Source organism: Massilia sp. METH4 (genome assembly GCF_037094685.1).
In the GTDB taxonomy this organism is placed as follows: domain Bacteria; phylum Pseudomonadota; class Gammaproteobacteria; order Burkholderiales; family Burkholderiaceae_D; genus Rugamonas.
Genome location: NZ_CP146614.1, coordinates 4603056 through 4622331, shown reverse-complemented (window position 1 = coordinate 4622331; position 19276 = coordinate 4603056). Strand labels below are relative to the sequence as shown.

The 19276-nt window shown below is 67.7% G+C and carries 18 protein-coding genes; 5 read left to right on the top strand and 13 right to left on the bottom strand.

Annotated elements, in window-relative coordinates; genetic code table 11:
* The first annotated feature begins 1 nt into the window (after position 1).
* From V6Z91_RS20360 to V6Z91_RS20350, 3 genes are all read left to right on the top strand, one after another.
* On the top strand, positions 2-889 hold the full coding sequence (locus tag V6Z91_RS20360; RefSeq protein WP_338760351.1) for an alpha/beta hydrolase: 888 nt from the start codon (positions 2-4) through the stop codon (positions 887-889).
* 34 nt (positions 890-923) lie between these two features.
* Complete coding sequence (locus V6Z91_RS20355; protein WP_338760348.1) at positions 924-1700, top strand: ThuA domain-containing protein; 777 nt, start codon at positions 924-926, stop codon at positions 1698-1700.
* Positions 1701-1858: 158 nt separating this feature from the next.
* Complete coding sequence (locus tag V6Z91_RS20350) at positions 1859-3814, top strand: sigma-54-dependent Fis family transcriptional regulator (protein ID WP_338760345.1); 1956 nt, start codon at positions 1859-1861, stop codon at positions 3812-3814.
* On the opposite strand, the gene V6Z91_RS20345 is transcribed toward V6Z91_RS20350, so the two are convergent.
* From V6Z91_RS20345 to pedF, 7 genes are all read right to left on the bottom strand, one after another.
* Positions 3807-4817, bottom strand: a complete 1011-nt coding sequence (locus V6Z91_RS20345; protein WP_338760342.1) for an FAD:protein FMN transferase — start codon at positions 4815-4817, stop codon at positions 3807-3809. The genes V6Z91_RS20350 and V6Z91_RS20345 overlap by 8 nt on opposite strands.
* Positions 4814-6931: a 4Fe-4S binding protein gene (locus tag V6Z91_RS20340; RefSeq protein ID WP_338760339.1), complete on the bottom strand. Its 2118-nt coding sequence runs from the start codon at positions 6929-6931 to the stop codon at positions 4814-4816. The genes V6Z91_RS20345 and V6Z91_RS20340 overlap by 4 nt, the downstream gene beginning before the upstream one ends.
* 3 nt (positions 6932-6934) lie before the next feature.
* The gene (locus V6Z91_RS20335; RefSeq protein ID WP_338760337.1) at positions 6935-8086 is read right to left on the bottom strand and encodes a porin; all 1152 of its coding nucleotides are present in this window, start codon (positions 8084-8086) and stop codon (positions 6935-6937) included.
* 228 nt (positions 8087-8314) lie between these two features.
* Positions 8315-10033, bottom strand: coding sequence for a PQQ-dependent methanol/ethanol family dehydrogenase (locus V6Z91_RS20330; protein WP_338771961.1), 1719 nt, complete (start codon positions 10031-10033; stop codon positions 8315-8317).
* Positions 10034-10081: 48 nt separating this feature from the next.
* Positions 10082-10480, bottom strand: a complete 399-nt coding sequence (locus tag V6Z91_RS20325) for a DUF779 domain-containing protein (protein ID WP_338760335.1) — start codon at positions 10478-10480, stop codon at positions 10082-10084.
* 37 nt (positions 10481-10517) lie between these two features.
* Positions 10518-11315 (bottom strand): transporter substrate-binding domain-containing protein, encoded by a 798-nt coding sequence (locus tag V6Z91_RS20320; protein WP_338760332.1) that lies wholly within the window; start codon positions 11313-11315, stop codon positions 10518-10520.
* Positions 11316-11372: 57 nt separating this feature from the next.
* On the bottom strand, positions 11373-11837 hold the full coding sequence (pedF, locus tag V6Z91_RS20315) for a cytochrome c-550 PedF (protein WP_338760329.1): 465 nt from the start codon (positions 11835-11837) through the stop codon (positions 11373-11375).
* A gap of 197 nt (positions 11838-12034) precedes the next feature.
* Here pedF and V6Z91_RS20310 point away from each other — a divergent pair, with 197 nt between their 5' ends.
* Positions 12035-12712 carry an NUDIX hydrolase gene (locus tag V6Z91_RS20310; RefSeq protein WP_338760327.1) on the top strand — a complete coding sequence of 226 codons (678 nt, stop codon included), beginning with the start codon at positions 12035-12037 and terminating at the stop codon, positions 12710-12712.
* Here the strand turns inward: V6Z91_RS20310 and V6Z91_RS20305 are convergent.
* Positions 12706-12918: an NIPSNAP family protein gene (locus V6Z91_RS20305; protein ID WP_338760325.1), complete on the bottom strand. Its 213-nt coding sequence runs from the start codon at positions 12916-12918 to the stop codon at positions 12706-12708. The two genes, V6Z91_RS20310 and V6Z91_RS20305, sit on opposite strands and share 7 nt — an antisense overlap.
* A gap of 252 nt (positions 12919-13170) precedes the next feature.
* On the opposite strand from V6Z91_RS20305, the gene V6Z91_RS20300 reads away from it, so the two are divergent.
* Positions 13171-14004: an SAM-dependent methyltransferase gene (locus V6Z91_RS20300; protein ID WP_338771959.1), complete on the top strand. Its 834-nt coding sequence runs from the start codon at positions 13171-13173 to the stop codon at positions 14002-14004.
* Between the two features lie 342 nt (positions 14005-14346).
* On the opposite strand, the gene V6Z91_RS20295 is transcribed toward V6Z91_RS20300, so the two are convergent.
* From V6Z91_RS20295 to glcF, 5 genes are all read right to left on the bottom strand, one after another.
* Positions 14347-14796, bottom strand: coding sequence for a hypothetical protein (locus tag V6Z91_RS20295; RefSeq protein WP_338760322.1), 450 nt, complete (start codon positions 14794-14796; stop codon positions 14347-14349).
* A gap of 322 nt (positions 14797-15118) precedes the next feature.
* Positions 15119-16564 (bottom strand): LutB/LldF family L-lactate oxidation iron-sulfur protein, encoded by a 1446-nt coding sequence (locus V6Z91_RS20290; protein WP_338760319.1) that lies wholly within the window; start codon positions 16562-16564, stop codon positions 15119-15121.
* Positions 16561-17238: an LUD domain-containing protein gene (locus V6Z91_RS20285; protein WP_338771956.1), complete on the bottom strand. Its 678-nt coding sequence runs from the start codon at positions 17236-17238 to the stop codon at positions 16561-16563. Before V6Z91_RS20285 ends, V6Z91_RS20290 begins: the two co-directional genes overlap by 4 nt.
* Positions 17225-18037 (bottom strand): (Fe-S)-binding protein, encoded by an 813-nt coding sequence (locus V6Z91_RS20280; RefSeq protein WP_338760316.1) that lies wholly within the window; start codon positions 18035-18037, stop codon positions 17225-17227. The genes V6Z91_RS20285 and V6Z91_RS20280 overlap by 14 nt, the downstream gene beginning before the upstream one ends.
* Entirely contained in the window at positions 18034-19275 is a 1242-nt protein-coding gene (gene glcF, locus V6Z91_RS20275) for a glycolate oxidase subunit GlcF (RefSeq protein WP_338760313.1), read from the bottom strand. Before glcF ends, V6Z91_RS20280 begins: the two co-directional genes overlap by 4 nt.
* Between the last annotated feature and the right edge of the window lies 1 nt (position 19276).

Sequence of the window (19276 nt, the reverse complement as noted above, 5' to 3'; positions counted from 1 at the left end):
CATGCGGTTGAAACACCTGCCACTTCTCCTGCTGGCCTTCGCCTGTGCGGCCGCGGCCGCCCAGCAGGCCGCCATTCCCCTCTGGCCGGACGGCGCCCCCGGCTCGGAACAGCGCCGCGCCGAACCGGAAACCGTGAAGGACGGCGTCTACATCAGCAATGTGCACGCGCCGTCGCTGACGGCGGTGCGCGCCGATCCGCGCCATGCCAACGGCGCGGCCGTCATCGTGGTACCGGGCGGCGGGCACCGCATGCTGGTGTTCCAGAACGAAGGCGTGGCCGCCGCCAGGCTGCTGAACCGCGTGGGCGTGACGGCCTTCGTGCTGAAGTACCGCCTGGCGCGGGACGAGGGCTCGCGCTACACGATCGAAGGCGATGGCGCGGCCGACCTGCGGCGCGCGGTGCGCTGGGTGCGCACCCATGCCGCCGAATACGGCATCGATCCGGCGCGCGTGGGCGTGATGGGCTTTTCGGCCGGCGGCGAGCTCGTGTCGCTCGTGGCCGACAATCCCGAACCGGCCGGCTTCGCCGCCCGCGACGCGGTAGACCGCGCCAGCGCCCGGCCCGACTTCCAGGTGCTGGTCTATCCCGGCCCGCTGGGCGTGCCGGCGAGGGCCGTCAAGGGTGCGCCACCGGCCTTCCTGGTGGCCGGCTCGCGCGACACCTGCTGCATGCCGCCCACCATCGCGCTGTACCAGCAGCTCGTGGCGGCCGGCGTCTCGGCCGAGCTGCACCTGTACGCCGACACCGACCACGCGTTCAACGTGGGCCAGCGCGGCGAGCGCGTCTCGCTGCAGCACTGGCCCGACCGCCTGGCGGACTGGCTGGCCGACGGCGGCTGGCTCGTCCCGCGCGGCAACCGCGCGCCGGAAGGCGTGCCCGCACCGTAAAGCGCATCGTTAAGCGCATCTTCAAGGACACCGAGTGAACAAAGCATTGATGACGTTGGCCGCGAGCGCAGCATTGCTGGCCCCTGCCGTGTCCCATGCGGACAGCCAGTTCAAGCTGCTCGTGCTGGCCATGCCCGGCAAGTACCACTATGAATACATCCCCATCGCCCGCGACAGCCTGGAACGGCTGGCCAAGCTGCACGCGTTCGAGGTCACGTACACGAACAAGCCGGCCGCGTTCGACGGCGACCTCAAACAGTATGGCGCCGTGATGTTCCTGAACACGCCCGGCGAGGAACTGAATCCCGCGCAGCGGGCGAAGTTCGAGGACTACATGCGCGGCGGCGGCAATGCGATCGTGGTGCACCGCGCCGCGATCACGCCGCCGAACGGGTGGGTATGGTATGAAAAGCTGGTCGGTCGCAGCGTCGGCCCGCACCCGATGCTGCAGACCGGCGTGGTGACGGTGGCCGACAAATCCTTCCCCGCCACGTTCGGCCTGCCCGAGCGGTGGATCTGGAGCGACGAGTTCTACGTCACCACGAATCCCTACAATGTGAAGATCAACACGGTGCTGAGTGTGGATGAAAGCAGCTACGACCCGACGAAGATCTGGCCGGGCCAGACCGTGCAGGGCATGGGCAAGGACCATCCGATCGCCTGGTACCACACGGTCGAGAAGGGCCGCGTGTTCGTGACCACGCTCGGCCACAACGGCGAGATGTACCGCGACCCGCAATACCTGGGCCACCTGATGGGCGGGATCTATTGGGCGGCGACGGGCAAGGGCCAGTCGGGCGGCAGGCGGTAGCCGCCCTCCTCCATCCTGCGCCGCACCGTGCAGGCATCAAGCTTGCTTGAGTCTTCAAGCAACACCTGTGCCGCCTTCCTGTGTTACAGGCTGGTACAGGTGCTACATTACGACACAGCAGCTTGAACCGCCGCGCCAGACGGCGAAAGGATGGAGACATGTACCAGCGCACTGTTCCAGAATTGGGCAATCCGCTCGCTTGCCCCGAGCAATATGCACAGACCATCGAGACTTCGCACCGGCGCTCCCAGGCGTTCGGGCTGCGCAGTGGCGAAAATGTCGAGCCGGCGCCCCTGGCGCGCGGTGACCTCGGCATGCTGATCGAGCAGAACCGCCTGCTGCACCGGCATGCACTGCCGGCAATGGAGACGCTGTACCAGCAGATCGCCAACACGCACAATATGGTGATCCTCACGGACGCCGACGGCGTGATCCTCCACTCGCTGGGCGACGACGACTTCGTGGAAAAGGCCAACCGCGTCGCGCTGCAGCCCGGCGTGGCGTGGTCGGAGCAATGCCGGGGCACGAACGCCATCGGCACGGCGATCGCGGAAGGCAAGCCCACGCTCGTGCACGCGGACCAGCACTACCTGAAGGCGAATCACTTCCTCACCTGCTCGGCGGCGCCGATTTCCGACCACCACGGCAAGGTGATCGGCGTGCTGGACGTTTCGGGCGACCAGCGCAGCTTCCACAATCACACGATGGCGCTGGTGCGCATGTCCGCGCTGATGGTCGAGAACCAGCTGTTCTCGTCCACGTTCGAGGATGCGATCACGCTGCACTTCCACGCGCGGCCCGAGTTCATCGGCACGCTGATGGAAGGCATCGCCTCGTTCTCGCCGGGCGGCCGGTTCCTGTCGGCGAACCGCAGCGGGCTGTTCCAGCTGGGCCTGTCGTACGGCGCCCTGCAATTCCACACGTTCAGCTCCCTGTTCGGCCTGTCGATCTCGGCGCTGTACGACCACTACCGCACCGCCACGCCCGGCCTGCTGGACCTGTGCATGCATAGCGGCGTGCGGGTGGCGGCGCGCGCGCAGTTCCGTTCCCTGCACAATCATTTCCAGCAGGCGCTGGGCGGCCCCGGTGCCGTCGAACCGCCCCGCCCCAGCCCGGAACCGGCCGCCGCGCGCCGGCTGTCGGGCCTGCGCTACCTGCGCACCGGCGATGCCCAGCTCGAACAGGTGATCGACCGCGTGGCCCGGGTGCTGGGCAAGGATATCCCGATCATGATCATGGGCGAGACCGGCACCGGCAAGGAATTGCTGGCCCAGGCCATCCATAACGATTCGCCGCGCGCCGCCGCCCCGTTCGTGCCGGTCAACTGCGCGTCGATTCCGGAAACGCTGATCGAATCGGAACTGTTCGGCTACGAGGATGGCGCCTTCACGGGCGCGCGCAAGAAAGGCGCGGTCGGCAAGATCGTGCAGGCCAATGGCGGCACGCTGTTCCTCGACGAGATCGGCGACATGCCCTTCAGCCTGCAGGCCAGGCTGCTGCGCGTGCTGCAGGAACGCATGGTGACGCCGCTGGGCAGCACCAAGTCCATCCCCGTCAACGTGGACGTGATCTGCGCCACGAACCACAACCTGCGCGATCGGATCGCGCGCGGGCTGTTCCGCGAAGACCTGTATTACCGGCTCAACGGGCTGGTCGTCAAGCTGCCGCCTCTGCGCCAGCGCACCGACCTGGAAACCGTGGTGCGCAAGATTGTCGCCGCCGAATCGGGCCAGGGGCGCTACGAGATCGCCCCCGAACTGATGGCGCTGTTCCGCCGGCACCAATGGCCGGGCAACCTGCGCCAGCTGACGAACCTGCTGCGCACGGCCATCGTGATGGCGGGCGACGAGAGCGTGATCGGACCGCACCACATGCCGGACGATTTCCTGGACGACCTGCGCACCGATGCGGACGGCCACGATGCCCTGCCGGCCGCCCTGCCCGCCGCGGCGGCACCCCAGCCGGTGCCGCCCGGCGGCGCCAGCCTGGAGACCATGGAGCAGCAGCTCATCGCCCGGACGCTGGAAGCCCATGGCGGCAATGTCTCGGCCGCGGCGCGCGCCCTGGGCGTCTCGCGCAACACGATCTACCGGAAGCTGCCCCATATCAGGTAGGCGGCAGTTCGACCGCCGCGAAGCCCGGCGAGCGGCGCGCCACGCCATGCTTGTCGACCGTCAGCAGGTCCACGCCAGGCAGGCGCGCGGCCAGCGCATGCGCGCGCGCCGCGCCCAGCACCATGCAGGCCGTCGACAGGCCGTCCGCCTGCAGGCCCGTCGGCGCCATGACCGTGACGCTCGCCAGCTCCACCGGCGAGAAACCCGTCGCGGGGTCGAGGATATGGTGATGCAGGCGGTCCGGCGTGAACGTGCTGGCGTAGTCGCCGGACGTGGCCATGGCACGGTCATCCAGCCGCACCACGGCCGCGAGGCCCCCGGCGTCGCGCGGATGGCGCACGCCAAGGTTCCAGGGCCGACGCCCCTCTCCCCCGTCGCGCGCCGGCCTGCGCCCGCGCGCGACGAACTCCCCGGTGTCGAGCAGGGCCGCCGCGATGCCATGCTCGCGCAATGCCTGCAGCGCGAGGTCCGCAGCGTAGCCCTGCGCAAGCCCGTTGAGCGTGATCGCCATGCCCGGCCGGGTCAGCCGCACCGCCGCGGCGTCGAATTCGACATGGCGCCAGTTCACCTGCCGGGCCGCATCCAGGCGATCACGCTCGCGCGGCAGCCGGGGCTGGCCCGGCGCGGCGGCCGCGCGGCTGAATGCCTGCCACAGCGGCTGCACCGTGATATCGAAGGCGCCGCCGGTCAACCGCGACAGCCGGCACGCTTCCTCCAGCACTGTCAGCAACTGGCGCGAGGGCCGGCGCAGGATGCCGTCGCGATTGATCCGCGCGACTTCGCTGCGCGGCGAATGCAGGCTCATCAGGCGGTCGACGGCACGCACGCTGCACAGGGCGGCCGCGATGGCGCGTTCGGCCACCGCGCGGTCGTGGTGGACGGCGGCGATGCTTACCGAGGCGCCGAAGGCCAGCGTCGCCCCGGTGAGCAGGCGTGTGCCGGCCGGCGCCGCACCGATGGCGCAAACGCCGAGCGATGCGGCAATGAAGCGGCGTCGTTTCATGATGTCTCCCTGGGCACGATCGCGATCGTGCGCCCGTTTTTCGACTGGGCGAGAAGCGGGGCGCAGCGGGCCGGGCTGTCGTGGATCTCCACGCAGTCCAGGCACTGGAAACATTCGTCGTACGCCACCGCCCCGCCGGGCGCGATCGCCTGGTAGTCGCACCGGTGGCGGCAGGTCTGGCATGGCGTGCCGCACTGGACGCGGCGCGGAATCCAGTCGAGCAGGCGAGCCCGGCCCAGCAGGGCCAGCGCGGCGCCGAGCGGGCAAAGGTAGCGGCAGAAGAACTTGTGCACGAACGCCGCCAGCACCAGCAGGCCGGCGGCATACAGCACGAAAGGCCACGATCGCGCGAAGTGGAGCGTGACGGCCGTTTTGAACGGCTCCACCTCGGCCAGCCAGCCGGCCCACGGCGGCGCCGCCAATGCCGCCGCCAGCAGCACGGCAAGCACCGCGTACTTGAACCGTTTCAGGCGCCGGTCTTGCGCCGTGCGCAGCCGCCGCGGCCGCAGGCCGGTCAGCCGCCCCAGCCTGCCGGCGAACTCCTGCAGGGCGCCGAATGGGCACAGCCAGCCGCAGAACGTGCCGCGGCCCCAGATCAGCAGCGAGGCAAGCACGCAGCCCCACAGCGCCAGCGTGGGCGGGTCGAACAGCAGATACCCGAGGCCGCGGCCGTCGCGCAGCGATTGCACGGCGCCGGTGACGTTGACGATGGACAGCTGGGCCTGCGACACGTAGCCGATGAAGCCCACGGTGAACAGCAGGTAGCCGGTGCGAAAGCGCCCCAGCCAGCCGGACGCCACCAGCCGGCGCTGCTGCCACAGCGCGAGCGCCAGCACCGCCACGGCCGTCCCCAGGATGGCCAGTTCCCCGCGGCGCGCGTGCCAGCTGGCGCGCCAGTCGTTCTCCTCGCGCGGCGCGGCGTCGACAAAGCGCCGCGGCAGTGCATAGACGACGCGGGCATCGCGCGTGATGCGCTCCGGGTAGACGATACCCTTGCTGCGCGTGATGGGCAAGATGACATCAAACGGCCTGCCGGGATCGAGGCCCGTCTGCGCCAGCACGCGGAACACGGCCAACTGGCCGGCCGGCCAGGCGGCAGGCTCGCGCAGGCGCAGTTCCAGGTCGAGGTCGCGCAGTTCCAGCGGCAACCCATCCTGGCGCAGTTGCAGGCGCTGCGGCACGCTGCCGCGCACGAAATCCTCGCCGAGCAGGTCGTACCGCCCGGACCAGTGCACCAGCAGCGCGTGGTCGCCCGGCTCCAGCCGCGCCGCCAGCCGGCGCCAGCTGGCGCCGTCGAGGAGCTGGCTGCCGATGGCGGGAACCGACACCAGCACGGTGCGCAGATCGACGAAGGTCCCATCGGGTTGCTGCTCGCCGTCCAGGCCGGCGCCGGCGCTGCCGGCGAACAGGCGCTCGACGTCGGCGTTGGCGAGGCGCTTGCGCACGACCAGTGCACGCGCGAGCATGGCCTGTGCGTCGAGCGCTTCGTGATAGCCGGTGCGCACGCGCGCCATGCTGCGGGGATCGCGGCCCTGGGCGAAGCCCAGTTTCGCGCGCGCGACCTGCAAGGCAGCGGCCAGCACGGCCTGGTTGACGATGCGGATGGAGGCGGTGGCCTTGGCCACGCCGTCCAGGTAGGCATGCCGGCCATCGGCCAGCCGCGCCCCCCTGCTGTCGATCGCCACGTTCTGCGCCAGCGACACGCTGCGGTACTGCGCCGCGAAGCGGCGCAGCGGTTCCTCTCCGAGCCCTTCCAGGAACACCGGCTCGTGGTGGGCGAGCACGGCCACGTCCAGGAAGGTGCCACCCGCGTCGATGGCCACCAGCAGGTTCGGCGGCACGCCCGCGAAGCCGGGCAGCGGCGCCAGGTCGATCGACTCGAACACGTAGCCGGCCAGGACCATTGCCGCGCCTTCCCGGCGGAACAGCGGCCAGGCCGGCAGCGCCTCATCGCGCTCGCCCACCACGAGCGCGGGAAAGCGCTGCGCCAGCTGGGCGCGGGTCAGCGTGCCGGCCTGCCCCGGCCGCGCTGCCAGCACGAGGAGGAGGAGCATCGCCAGCAGCACTGCGGTCGCAGGCGTCACGCGCGCGGCGCCATGGTGGGCGGTGGCCATGGCTCAGAAGAAGATGATGCCGCCCAGCGCGGCGCCGTTCATTCGCGCCTTGGCGCCGCCGAAGGCCTTCGACCGGGTCTGGCCGGCCTCGCCGACCAGCGTGATGACGGAATTGAGCGCATAGTAGCCGCCCACGGTGAGGTTGGCGTTCGACTCGAGTCCGGCCGTTCCCGGCGCGTCGCGGTCGTTCTTGCTGATGCCGTAGCCGATGCCGAGCTTGAGCTTGTCCGTGAGCTTGTAGGTGCCCTGCGCCAACCACGCTTTCGAGCGCACGTCGCCCTGGTCCGCGTCGGACAGGATGCCGAGCCCGCGCCCGCCCTGGAAGTTCACGAGCACGCCGGCGGGACCGGCCTGCCACGATGCCCCGATCTCGTAGGCCGCCATCGTGAAGTCGTCGGTACCGGGCGCGGCGCCCGTGAACTTCTGCGACTTGCCGCCGATCCAGCCTTTCACGCCGCCCACGCTGTACGTGGCCTGCACCTGCACCTGCGGGTTCGACCTGGCCTTGTAACGGCCCTCGGCGACGATGGGCGAATCGCTGACCGGGCTTGCCAGCGCCACGTCGAAGCCCAGGCCACCCATCTTCGGCGCGCTCCAGGCGATCTGCCCGTAGTAGCCGACATAGCTGTAGCCCGCGCCGATGTGGCCCAGCGTGACGCGGCCGCGCTGGGTCGCCTGCACGGGGGCGCCGGCGCCCACCAGCGTCATGTCGCCGAAGATGGCATTGGCGCCGAAGATGCCGTTGTCGCGCCCCAGCTTTACGGTGCCCATCGCCTCGTTGCCGAACGTGAAATAGGCCTGCCGCACGTCGACTTCGCTGTTCTGGTCGATGGCGCTGTCGGTGGCGGTGGCGTGGTAGATGCCGATGTGGGCCTTCACATCGAAGCCGCCCTGCCGCGACGTGGCCGACGTGACGAGGCCGTTGGGCAGCAGGCCGTTGCCGATCGTGGTGCGGCTGTCCTCGCCGCCGCAGCCCAGCGCGCGACTACCCAGCGCCAGGCCGCCAGGCGCGTCGCCCGAGCATGACACGTGCGTGTAGTAGGCATTGACGATGCCGCCCACGTTGACGGTCCAGTCGCCCGCCTTGATATCCACGGCATGCGCCGCAGGCGCCGTACCCAGCACTGCCATTGCCCCAGCCAGTATCTTCTTCATTTTCGTCTCCTGTTGTCTTGGTCAGCATCGATCCGATGCATTCATTGAAGCGCAAGTTGCATGCCCGCGCTTTCCGCAGGGCGGCAGGCGCCGGCTGCGCAGGATTGGATCATTCGCGGCAGGACTGTCATTTTCTGGACCGTTGCACGGGCCGATTGCTCCGGCGGCCCGCGGTGTGCACCGATAAAAAAAGGCGGCCGAAGCCGCCCAAAAAGGAGAACACCTGGATCACTTGCCGGCGAGCTTGAACACCCACACGGAACCGCCCTGCTCGAGGAAGTTGACCTTCTTCGCCACTTCGCCACCCCACAGCGGCACGGCGCCGCCCCAGCCCGAGACCACGGCCACGTATTGCGTGCCGCCCTCCTGCCACGTGACAGGCGGCGCCACCACGCCCGAACCGGTCTGGAACTTCCACAGCTCCTTGCCGGTGCGCGCGTCGAGCGCCTTCAGGTAGCCTTCCGGGGTGCCGTAGAACACGAGGTTGCCGCCCGTGGTCATCGCCCCGCCCCACAGCGGCGCGGTGTTCTTCGCTTCCCAGACGATCTTGCCGGTCTTCGGGTCCACCGCCCGCAGCGCGCCGATGTAGTCGTCGAACAGGGGCTTGATGGTAAAGCCCGCGCCGAGGAAGGCGCCGCCCTTCTTGTAGGTGATCGGTTCGTTCCAGATTTCCATGCCCCATTCATTGGCCGGCACATAGAACAGTTTGGTCTGCGGGCTGTAGGCCATCGGCATCTGGTTTTTCGCGCCCAGGAAGGCCGGCGCGGCGAACACGGAGGTGCCCTTCTTGCCTTCCGCGCCCTTGGTCGGATCGCCGGGCCGCCCCGCCTCGATGAACTTGGGCCGCCCCGTCTTCAGGTCGATGCCGCTGGCCCACGTAATTTTCTTCACGAACGGGAAGGCGTTTTCCAGCTTGCCGTTCTTGGCGTCGACCACGTAGAAGAAGCCGTTGCGGTCGGCCTTGCCGCCGAGGCGCCGGCCATCCATGTCGAACGTCACGAATTCGTTGGCGCCGTCGAAGTCCCAGGCGTCGTTCGGGGTGTTCTGGTAATGCCACTTGATCGCTCCCGTCTCGGGATCGAGCGCCACCGTGGACGACGAGTACAGGTTGTCACCTGGACGCAGGTGGCTGTTCCACGGCGCCGGATTGCCGGTGCCGAAGTAGGCCAGGCCCGTGCTGGCGTCGTAGGTGCCGCCCATCCACGTGGAAGCGCCGCCGGTCTTCCACAGGTCGCCCGGCCAGGTCTTGTTGACGGTGCCGGTAACGCCAGTCTCGATCGCATTGCCATCCTTGTCGTAGCGGTGGCCCATGTGCCCTTCGACCATCGGCCGGCTCCACAGCAGGTCGCCCGTCTTCGGGTTGCGCGCTTCCACCCGCCCCACCACGCCGAACTCGCCGCCGGAGACGCCGGTCAGCAGCACGCCCTTGGCGATCAGCGGCGCGGCCGTCATCGAATAGCCGGCGGCGTAGTCGTCCACCTTCTCCTTCCACACGACCTTGCCGGTCTCCTGGTCCAGCGCCACCAGCTGGGCGTCCAGCGTGCCGAAGATGACGAGGTTGTCGTACAGCGCCGCGCCGCGGTTGACCACGTCGCAGCACGGCATGATCCCTTCGGGCAGCCGGTGCTCGTATTTCCACAGCTTGTTGCCCGTCTTCAGGTCGATCGCGAAGAGGCGCGAGTACGACGCCGTGACGAACATCTTGCCGTTGTGGATCAACGGCTGTGATTCCTGCCCGCGCTGCTTTTCACCGCCGAACGAGAACGACCAGGCCGGCACCAGCCGGGCCACCGTGGCCGTATTGATCTGGTTCAGCGGCGAGTAGCGCTGCCCCTGCGTGCCCATGCCGAACGAGAGCACGTCGGCGGTATCCTTCGCATCGTTGTCGACCATTGCATTGGTCACGCTGGCCCCGTGCGCGCCCAGCGCGGTGGCGCCAAGCAGCATTGTCGTCATCAGTTTTTTCACGATCATCTCCTCCTGTGGTTATTCAAATCATGGGTGGCATGGGTCGCCGAGCAGGCGCGAGCGCAGCAGGAACCGGGCCGCGCCGCTCGCCGGGTCCGTGACGCCGTCGAGCGGCGCCACGTCCACGATCAGCTGCAGGTGCCGGCACTGTTCGAACTGCTCTTGCGCGACGTAGAACGGCGCGCCGTGCAGGTTGCCCAGGTAGACGTCGGTATCGTCGATCGCGAACCCGCCGGCCGGATAGAAGACCGGCACGCCGCCGTCGCCCCCCGCATGGAACAGCATCACGGGACCATGGCGCCGGTGCAGTTCGTCGATCAGCCGCAGGGCTGCGTCGGTTGCCGTCACGCGCTGGCCCGTATCGGCAATGCGCGCGTTCGCGCGAGCGGCCGCCGCGTGCGGCGCCAGCCGGATATCCCTGTCCATCGTCCACCTCTTCCTTGCTGGTTGGTATGCGTACCGGTCACGGCCTGGCGACGGTGACGCCGTGCGCGGCGAAGATGTCGCGCAGCTCCCCGCTCGCCACCAGTTCGTTGAGGGCGGCCTGCAGGCGGCGCGCCAGCTCGGTGTCGTCCTTGCGCACGGCCATGCCGATGGCCCAGCCATTGCGCGGCAGGCGCTCGAATGCCAGCGGTTCCAGCGGGTAGCGTGGGTCGCCCCGCACGGCCGCCTCGATCTCCGAGCGGTTGGCCAGCACGGCATCGAGGCCGCCCGCCTTCAGCTCCTCCAGCGCCTGCGCGGCGGTCGGGAAGATGCGCACGCCGTCGCGCAGGCGCCCGCCGCCTTCGCCCAGCAGCACCATGGCCGCGATGGATATCTGCTCGACGCCGATGCGCCTGCCGGCAAGCGAAGCGATGCCGTCGAAGTCCGGCATGGCCTGGGCGTCGCGCACCAGGCGCACCGTCTCCACGTGGTAGGGCGCGAAGATCTCCACCTTGTCGTTGGCCGCCATCAGCGCGCGGTCCACAGGCACGTGCAGCATCACGTCGGCCGGGCCATAGCCCAGGTAGTGGCCCTTCCAGACCATGTTGCGCAGGTCGTCGTTGAGGTTTTCGCCGGCCGGGAACGGCAGCAGGTTCAGCTTCAGGCCCAGCCGCGTGGCCAGCGCCCTGGCCAGCGCGACGTCGATGCCCTTGCCGTGGTCCGAGAACGGCGCGAAGCCTTCGTACACGGCCACTTTCAGGCTGCCCGCTTCGCTGATCCGCTGCCATTCCGCCCGCACGGGCAGCGCGAGGGCCAGCAGCCCCACCAGCATGGTCATCAACAGCAGCCATGCCGGCCGTCTGTGTTGGATACGCGCGCTGTGCATGGCGGCTCCTCAGTTCGCGTCCGTGCGGCGGTCTTCCAGGTAGGTCTTGATGGCCCACATGGCTTCCTGGTTGAAGACTCCCTCGAACGGCGGCATGTAGACGGCGCCGTTGCGCACCTTGCCCTGCCGCAGCGAGGACAGGTAATAGCCGTCGACTTCCTTGTAGCACGCCTTTTTCTTGGCTTCGTTCTTGATGGCCACGCAATCGCGGTCAAGCAGCCGCAGGTCGGGCGCGATGCCGCCCGAGACGGCATCCAGCCCATGGCAGCGGGCGCAGTTCTGCGTGTAGGCCGATCCGCCGATCTTCAGGGCCAGCTTGTTGCCCTTGTAGGGGTTCTCGTCGCGCCACTGTTCGCCCAGTTGGGGCAAGCCCTTGGTATCGACGCTTTGTGGCGTGACATTGCCGTGGGCAGCGGCGTACAGCGAAACGGAAATGGCGGCGATGGCGGCGAGGCCGAGGGGGATGCGCTTCATGTTGTCTCCTGCATTCTTGGTGGATGATGCAGGGAGATGAGCAAGCGCCATGCCACCGGGCCGGCGTGGCTTGCCGGCCGCGCCGCTGTTGCAGAGTGGGACAACTCACGTTGCCCGGTGTTCCGTTTGGAACCGGTGGCAGTGCGCCAGCATGCGCTACTATCTGGCCTTCCGCATTGTTCGACTCACGCGCACCGATGGCCCAATTGCACCCCTGCCTGGATGACGACGGCAATCCTGTCGTCATCCGCAACCCGACCACGCCCACTTCGCCCGCATCGTGGCTCGCTCCGACCCAGGTTGCGACAGTGGTCCCGGGCGGCGCGTTGCCGGAAGCATTGAACGGCATTCCGCTGGCTCCGTGGAACTGCGCGCCGCGCACTTCGGAGGCATGGGCCAGGCTCGGCGCTCGTGCAGCGATCGAAGAGCCTCCATTCGTTTTGCCGGCGGGCCTCTCCGCGGCGGCGGGCGCGGTAGTCGTCGAGGACGATGGCCGTATCTGGCTGGTGGCGCCTTCGAACCGCTTCGGCAACTACGACGCCACGTTCCCGAAAGGCCGCGCCGATCCCGGCGCCAGCCTGCACTGCACGGCGATTCGCGAGACGTACGAGGAGGCCGGCCTGCACGTGGAGCTCGTGGACTTCCTGATCGATTCGCGGCGCACGCTGACGTTCACGCGGTACTACATCGCCCGGCGCGTGGGTGGTACGCCGGCGGCGATGGGCTGGGAGACCCAGGCCGTGCATCTGGTGCCCCGGGCGCAATTGGGATGCGTGGCAGGGTACCTCAACGATCGGGGCGTGATCGCGGCGGCATGTGCTTGGATGGATGCGCATCTTGGGCAAGCAGGATGCATGAAACAAGGATCTTACTGAAGCAGCGGCCGCAAAAAACTGCGTTCATAGCTCAGGATAAACTTCTGCTGAGTGGCCTTGGCTACCAGCTCCATACATTCCTGATCCTCCGCGGCCTCGCGGCGATACCGTTCATAGTCAGACAGACTGGCGAAACTGAATAGACAGTAGGCGATATTGTTAGCCCCTTCGGCGGGCAGGAAATAGCCATGGTGCTCCCCTCCCATTCGCCGGACAATGCGAATCCAGTCGCGTGAATATCGCTAGAAGGCGTCCATCTGGTAGGGGTCGATAACGTATTTTACGTGGCAGGTGATCATGTCGTCAGTCCGTTGCAAGCGCGGCAGGATGGCATATTACAGGCATCTTCGCCAGTGTCGGCCAGGATTGGTGACGGGCAACCGCTTGACCCTCCCCCTACGTCAGGCTTTAGCCTGGCCCCACCTTTCTAACATCGACTGAGGGAGAGCACATTGAATATGGCGAAATCGAGTACGCGTACGGTCGCAGCGCTGCGAGCCATGCATCAACTAATGGATGAGCCGCGCATTTTCGACGATCCCCTTGCATTGAAGATCCTGGGCGACGCGGGGCGCGAGGAAGTTCTGCAGGCCAGTACGCAAAGCGATGATCCGATGAGCAAGGCGTTGCGCATTGCCCTCGCAGTGCGCAGCCGGCTTGCCGAAGACGAGTGGGCCGGCGCATACCAAAACGGCGTACGCCAGTACGTGCTGCTGGGTGCCGGACTGGATACCTACGCATATCGGCACACGGCCAACGGCAGCCGCATTTTCGAAGTTGACCTTGCTGGCACCCAGCAGTGCAAACGGGATGCTCTTCGCGCGGCCGGCATGGGGGTACCGGAAACCGTTCGCTACGTGTCGACCGACTTCGAACGAGACGACCTGGACGCCGCGTTGGGGAGCGCGGGATTCGACAGGAAGGCGCCCGCCTTCTTTTCCTGGCTCGGCGTGACCCCCTATCTGGACGAACAGGCAGTATTCAGGACTGTGGATTTCATGGCTCGTTGCGCACCCGGCAGCGCGGTCGTATTCGACTACATTGTCGCGCCTTCCCTGCTGGCGCCAATGGAAAGGCTCGCGTTGGAAATGCTGGGCGCGAAACTGGCGGAGAACGGCGAGCCGCTGAAGACGTTCTTCGACCCGGTGCGGCTGGAAGAGCAAATGCTGCTGCGCGGCTATCGGACGGCTACCAGCATCCGCCCCGAACAGATCACTGAGCGCTACCTGAAGAACCGCGGCGATGGGGCGAAAGCCGGTAACGTGACGAGGCTTTTGCATGCGCGCGTCTAGCAGGCTTGCCGGCGGTGGACTTCCCACGTTATGAGACTGAAATCGATGCGCTGGCGCGGGCAGCTCTGCTCAACCTAGTCAGCCTCTTCGCGTCACTAATCGTTCCGACCGCGCGAAGGGGACGCCATTCGCCCCGCCAGGAAAACTGCGGGACGCGGCCAAGGCGTCCCCTTTTGGCGGCGCGGTCTAATCCACTCCAGAAGCGGCTGGAATGGTCTAAATCGCACCAAAATCGTCCACCTAGAAGCTAATCCGATCGGTTTTTCGCGGCAAAAGTCCTGAATCGGTCTAAACAGAACCGCCGCCTAGTCCTTATGGATCTCTTCAGGCCGGATCGGTCTATTAAGGTCTCCCACTACGCTGTTCATCGACAGGCAACCGGCAGTCGCCAGCGCGCACCCATTGCTCCTTGCCGGGAAATCGCAGCCAAACAAAGCGCCAGGCGTTACGCCCCTTCATGTGGCGATTGGCAAACTGCGACGGTGTCAGGGCGATGCCGTCGTCCGAGATAATGCGATCACCGCACACCTTGGCGAACTCGACCGTGTTTCCATGGCGAGTACGTAAGTTGGTACCGTCCGGCAGGAACAGATTTTTCCATTGAAAACCTCGCAGCGCGGGGCCACTCTTCCGCAACGCCAGCCGCTCGTTTTCTGCCCGCAGCCATCGCTTCAGCATCTCGGCCAGAAAGGCATCAGGCTTGACACCCGGCCGTGTATCCATCAAATAGAATTCAAGTTCCAGAAAATCGGTGACAGGAAGATTCACCGGCTGGGTTGATTCATACTCCATGGTCGCTTCCTTTCTAAATGTGTCTAAAAGGTTGGACCGCGGTGCGGGAAGAAGGTTGTTTTAAACTTTCGTCCGTTTGAAATAGGTCAAATTAGACCGGGAGTGGTTTTTTTAGACACGATTCGACTATCGATCAATCAATTTAAATCGAACCAGACCGTTTTGGTTCATTTTGGACGCTTTTAGAACGGCAGGCTCCTGGCATACGGCTATCCCTCTAGGATGCACCCATGCGTTATCAAAGGTCTTTGGCCAGCAATGGCCCCCAGGCTAGTGCTTTGTGAACATGCCTGCCTTGTGGGTTCCTCGGGGCCATCGCGCCTCACTCCGGCTGCTTCCGCTCCTCCAGCAAATCAGCCAGACTCCGCGCTGCCGGCTTCAATGGCGCCCGGTAGCGCGTCCACCCCAGCTGCGCGGACGGCGCCAGCGCCCGCATGCGCGTCGCCGCCAGCCTGAACCACCTGTACGCCTTCGGATGCGCAAACGCCCCGCTCCAGAACCGCCACAGCAGCTTGTCCCCCCGGCTGAACTTGGCGCCCTGCCCGCGCAGCGGATGGGCCACCGGCTCTTGCGGGTTGCGGTTCGCCTCGGTCCGCAGGCGCACGAGTAAGGCAGGGATCGGGATACGCACGGGGCACACTTCGCCACACGCGCCGCACAGGCTCGACGCAGTGGCCAGGTCGGCCGTCGCTTCCAGCCCCAGCAGGTGCGGCGAGATGATCTTGCCGATCGGCCCCGGGTACGTGGTGCCGTAGGCATGGCCGCCGATGCGTCCGTAGACCGGGCAATGGTTCATGCACGCGCCGCAGCGGATGCACTGCAAGGTGGCGCGCAGCTGCTCGTCCGCGTAAGCCTGGGTGCGGCCGTTATCGAGCAGCACGAGGTGCATCTCGCGCGGGCCGTCCCGTTCGCCCGGGCGGCGCGGGCCGGAGATGAGGTTGAAGTAGGTGGTGATGGCCTGGCCGGTCGCGGAACGCGTCAGCAGGCTGGCCAGCGGCACGATGTGCTCCAGCTTCGCCACCACCTTTTCCAAGCCCATGATGGCGATGTGCACATCCGGCACGGTGGTCGACAGCCGGCCGTTGCCTTCGTTCTCCACCAGCCACAGCGTGCCCGTGTCGGCGGCCGCGAAGTTCACGCCGGACAGGCCGATGTCCGCCCCGGCGAACGCACTGCGCAGCGCGCGGCGTCCCGTGCGGATCAGCGTGTCGACGTCGTCGCTGTAGGCCGTGCCGGGAATGTGCTGCTCGAACAGCGTGCCGATTTCCTCGCGCGTCTTGTGGATCGCCGGCATCACGATGTGCGAAGGCTTTTCGCCGGCCATCTGCACGATGTACTCGCCCATGTCCGATTCGATGCAGTCCACGCCCCTGTCGGCCAGGTAGTGATTCAGCTCGATTTCCTCGCTGGCCATCGACTTGCCCTTGATGATCGTGCGCGCGCCGCGCTCCGCGGCGATGCGGGCGATGATGGCATTGGCTTCCTCGCCGGTCTCGGCCCAGTGCACCTGCACGCCTGCGCTGGTCAGCTTCGCTTCCAGCTGTTCCAGCAATTGCGGCAGGTTGGCCAGTGCGTGGCGGCGGATCGCCTCGCCCAGGTCGCGCAGCTGCTCCAGTTCCTGCGCGTCGGGGAATTGCGTGCTGCGCTTCGCCTGCAGGAAATCCATCGCGCCGCGAAAGCTTGCGCGCAGCTTTGCATCGTCCAGCGCCTCGCGGGCGCGGGCGTGGAAGTCCGCGGGCGGCACGAAATGCATCGTTGTCGCATTCATGGCTGCCTCCTGTCGGTGACGATGACGACCCACAGCCAGCGCGGGCCGTGCGCGCCGAAGGCCAGGGTCTGCTGGATGTCCGAAGTCTTCGACGGCCCCGATACCAGCACCAGGTTGGCCGGCATGCCGTCGCGCCAGTGCTCGGCGCGCGCGGCATCGTACAGCGTGGCGTGCAGCGTATCGGCATGCACCAGCGCCACGTGCAGCGGCGGGACCAGGGACACGGTACGCGGCGTGCCGGCGTCCGGCGCCAGCACCAGCGTGCCGGTCGCGGCGATGCCGGAACGGGCCACGGTGAAGCCGGCATCGACGGTGTCGAACAGCTCCGTCTTCCAATCTTCGAGCGGGCGCTGGAACGGCAGCGCTTCGATGTTTATTGGCAGCGCGCCCGCCAGCGCGGCGCCCTCTTCGCCGCCAACGTCCAGCAGCAGCCGCTTCACGCCGTGCTCCGCCAGCTTCTCCGCCAGCAGGGCCGGCCACGCATCGGCGTCGGCGCGCCACACCTCGGCTCGGGACGAACGCAGCGCCGCCTCGAACGCATCCAGCATGGCCGCCCCGTCCAAGGGCGGTCGCGCATGGTGCGCGGCGATCCGGCCGTCGAGGGCCGCGACATCCTCGGTCGCGGAGGGCGCGGCGGCGCGCAGGCGCCCCAGCATCCGTTCACGCGCGCCCATCATGGCCCTCCTCCCCCGCCGGCAAGCCATTGGCGCGGCGCCACAGGAAGCTGGCCAGATGCTCCACTTCCAGCGGCGCGCCGCCCGCCCGCGCGGCATGGCCGATATTGAGCAGGCAGCCGCAATCGGCGGAGACGACCCGGCGCGCGCCGGTCGCGCAGGCGGCGGCGATCTTGTCCGCCACCATGGCGCCCGAGATATCCGGATGCTTCAGGCAGAACGTGCCGCCGAAGCCGCAGCACTCCGATTCGCGCGCATGTTCCAGCCGGCGCACGCCGGGCAGGCCGTCGACCAGGGCGACGCCATGGCCGCGCGTGCCCATCTCGCGCCGCGCCCCGCATGAGGTGTGCAGAACCACGTCCTCGTCGGCCATCGCCGGCGCGGGATAGCGCACGTGCAGCACGTTCAGCAGGAACTCGCCCAGTTCGTAGATGCGCGCCGACAGCTCGCGCGCCTGCACGGACAGAGCGGCATCGCCGGCGAACAGTTCCGGCCAGTGGTGCCGCATCATGCCGGCGCAGGAGCCGGACGGCACGATGACCGGCCAGTCGCGCGGGAACAGCGCCATCTGGGCCAGCGCCACTTCGCGCGCGCGTTCCGGGTTGCCGCTGCTCCAGGCGGGCTGGCCGCAGCAGCTCTGGCCGCGCGGATAGTGGACGGTAACGCCCTCGCGCTCGAGCAGCCGCACGGCATCCAGCCCCGCCGCCGGCATGAACAGGTCGATCACGCAGGTGCCGAACAGGTACACGTCGGCCGGCCGGTCGGCCGGGTAAGCGCGGTCGAAGGCGGCCGCCGTCATGCGACTGCCCTCCGGCGTTCAAGCAGGCGGTCCAGCAGTTCGATCCAGTGCTCCACCGGCTTTTCCGTGCCCCCCTGCAGGTGGCTCTGGCAGCCGATGTTGGCGGACACGATCGCCTCCGCGCCGGTCGCTTCCAGCGCCGCCACCTTGCGCTCGCGCAGTTGCGTGGACAGTTCCGGCTGCAGCAGCGAGTAGGTGCCGGACGAGCCGCAGCACAGGTGGCTGTCGGCGCACAGCCGCACGTCCACGCCCACCGCGCGCAGCAGGCCTTCGACCTTGCCGCGGATCTGCTGCCCATGTTGCAGCGTGCACGGCGGGTGGTATGCCACCTTGCCCGCATGCCCGGCATCGATGCGCGCCGCCAGCGCCTCGCCGCAATCGGCCAGGATCTCGCTCACGTCCCGCGTCAGCATCGAGATGCGCGCGGCCTTTGCCGCGTAGGCGGCATCGTGGCGCAGCAGGTGACCGTATTCCTTGACGGTCACGCCACAGCCGGAAGACGTCATCACGATCGCCTCGGCGCCCGCCTCCACCAGCGGCCACCAGGCGTCGATATTGCGGCGCATGTCGTCCAGCCCGCCCTCCTGGTCGTTCAGGTGGTAGCGGATCGCGCCGCAGCAGCCGGCCTTCGGCGCCACGACCAGTTCGATGCCGAGCGCGTCGAGCACGCGCGCCGTGGCGGCGTTGATGTTCGGCGCCATCGAGGGCTGCACGCAGCCGTCGAGCAGCAGCATCTTGCGATCATGGCGGGCGCCCGGCCAGCGGCCCTGCGGCGCCGGCTTTGCCACCTTGCCGCGCAGCGCGGCGGGCAAGGCGGGCCGCAGCCACTGCCCGACCTTCATCGCCGGCTTGAAGATCCAGCCGCGCGGCAGTACTTCCTTGAGCAGCGTGCGGGTGGCACGCTGGCTGGCCGGCCGGGGCACCTGCTCCTCGACGATGCGGCGCCCGATGTCGAGCAGCCGGCCGTACTGCACGCCGGACGGACAGGTGCTTTCGCAGTTGCGGCACGTCAGGCAGCGGTCCAGGTGCAGCTGGGTGCCCGGACCGGGCGCGGCGCCCTCCAGCACGTTCTTGATCAGGTAGATGCGGCCGCGCGGTCCATCGAGTTCGTCGCCCAGCAACTGGTAAGTGGGGCACGTGGCGGTGCAAAAGCCGCAGTGCACGCACTGCCGCAGGATTGCCTCGGCTTCCTGCCCTTCCGGTGTCCCCCGGTATTGGCTGGCGAGATTGGTCTGCATG

Bases quoted from the DNA above. Each gene is read 5' to 3' on its own strand.
- V6Z91_RS20360 (WP_338760351.1), top strand. From the start codon at position 2: ATGCGGTTGAAACACCTGCCACTTCTCCTGCTGGCCTTCGCCTGTGCG.
- V6Z91_RS20350 (WP_338760345.1), top strand. From the start codon at position 1,859: ATGTACCAGCGCACTGTTCCAGAATTGGGCAATCCGCTCGCTTGCCCC.
- V6Z91_RS20345 (WP_338760342.1), bottom strand. From the start codon at position 4,817: ATGAAACGACGCCGCTTCATTGCCGCATCGCTCGGCGTTTGCGCCATC.
- V6Z91_RS20340 (WP_338760339.1), bottom strand. From the start codon at position 6,931: ATGGCCACCGCCCACCATGGCGCCGCGCGCGTGACGCCTGCGACCGCA.
- V6Z91_RS20335 (WP_338760337.1), bottom strand. From the start codon at position 8,086: ATGAAGAAGATACTGGCTGGGGCAATGGCAGTGCTGGGTACGGCGCCT.
- V6Z91_RS20330 (WP_338771961.1), bottom strand. From the start codon at position 10,033: ATGCTGCTTGGCGCCACCGCGCTGGGCGCGCACGGGGCCAGCGTGACC.
- V6Z91_RS20325 (WP_338760335.1), bottom strand. From the start codon at position 10,480: ATGGACAGGGATATCCGGCTGGCGCCGCACGCGGCGGCCGCTCGCGCG.
- V6Z91_RS20320 (WP_338760332.1), bottom strand. From the start codon at position 11,315: ATGACCATGCTGGTGGGGCTGCTGGCCCTCGCGCTGCCCGTGCGGGCG.
- pedF (WP_338760329.1), bottom strand. From the start codon at position 11,837: ATGAAGCGCATCCCCCTCGGCCTCGCCGCCATCGCCGCCATTTCCGTT.
- V6Z91_RS20310 (WP_338760327.1), top strand. From the start codon at position 12,035: ATGGCCCAATTGCACCCCTGCCTGGATGACGACGGCAATCCTGTCGTC.
- V6Z91_RS20305 (WP_338760325.1), bottom strand. From the start codon at position 12,918: ATGGGAGGGGAGCACCATGGCTATTTCCTGCCCGCCGAAGGGGCTAAC.
- V6Z91_RS20300 (WP_338771959.1), top strand. From the start codon at position 13,171: ATGGCGAAATCGAGTACGCGTACGGTCGCAGCGCTGCGAGCCATGCAT.
- V6Z91_RS20295 (WP_338760322.1), bottom strand. From the start codon at position 14,796: ATGGAGTATGAATCAACCCAGCCGGTGAATCTTCCTGTCACCGATTTT.
- V6Z91_RS20290 (WP_338760319.1), bottom strand. From the start codon at position 16,564: ATGAATGCGACAACGATGCATTTCGTGCCGCCCGCGGACTTCCACGCC.
- V6Z91_RS20285 (WP_338771956.1), bottom strand. From the start codon at position 17,238: ATGGGCGCGCGTGAACGGATGCTGGGGCGCCTGCGCGCCGCCGCGCCC.
- V6Z91_RS20280 (WP_338760316.1), bottom strand. From the start codon at position 18,037: ATGACGGCGGCCGCCTTCGACCGCGCTTACCCGGCCGACCGGCCGGCC.
- glcF (WP_338760313.1), bottom strand. From the start codon at position 19,275: ATGCAGACCAATCTCGCCAGCCAATACCGGGGGACACCGGAAGGGCAG.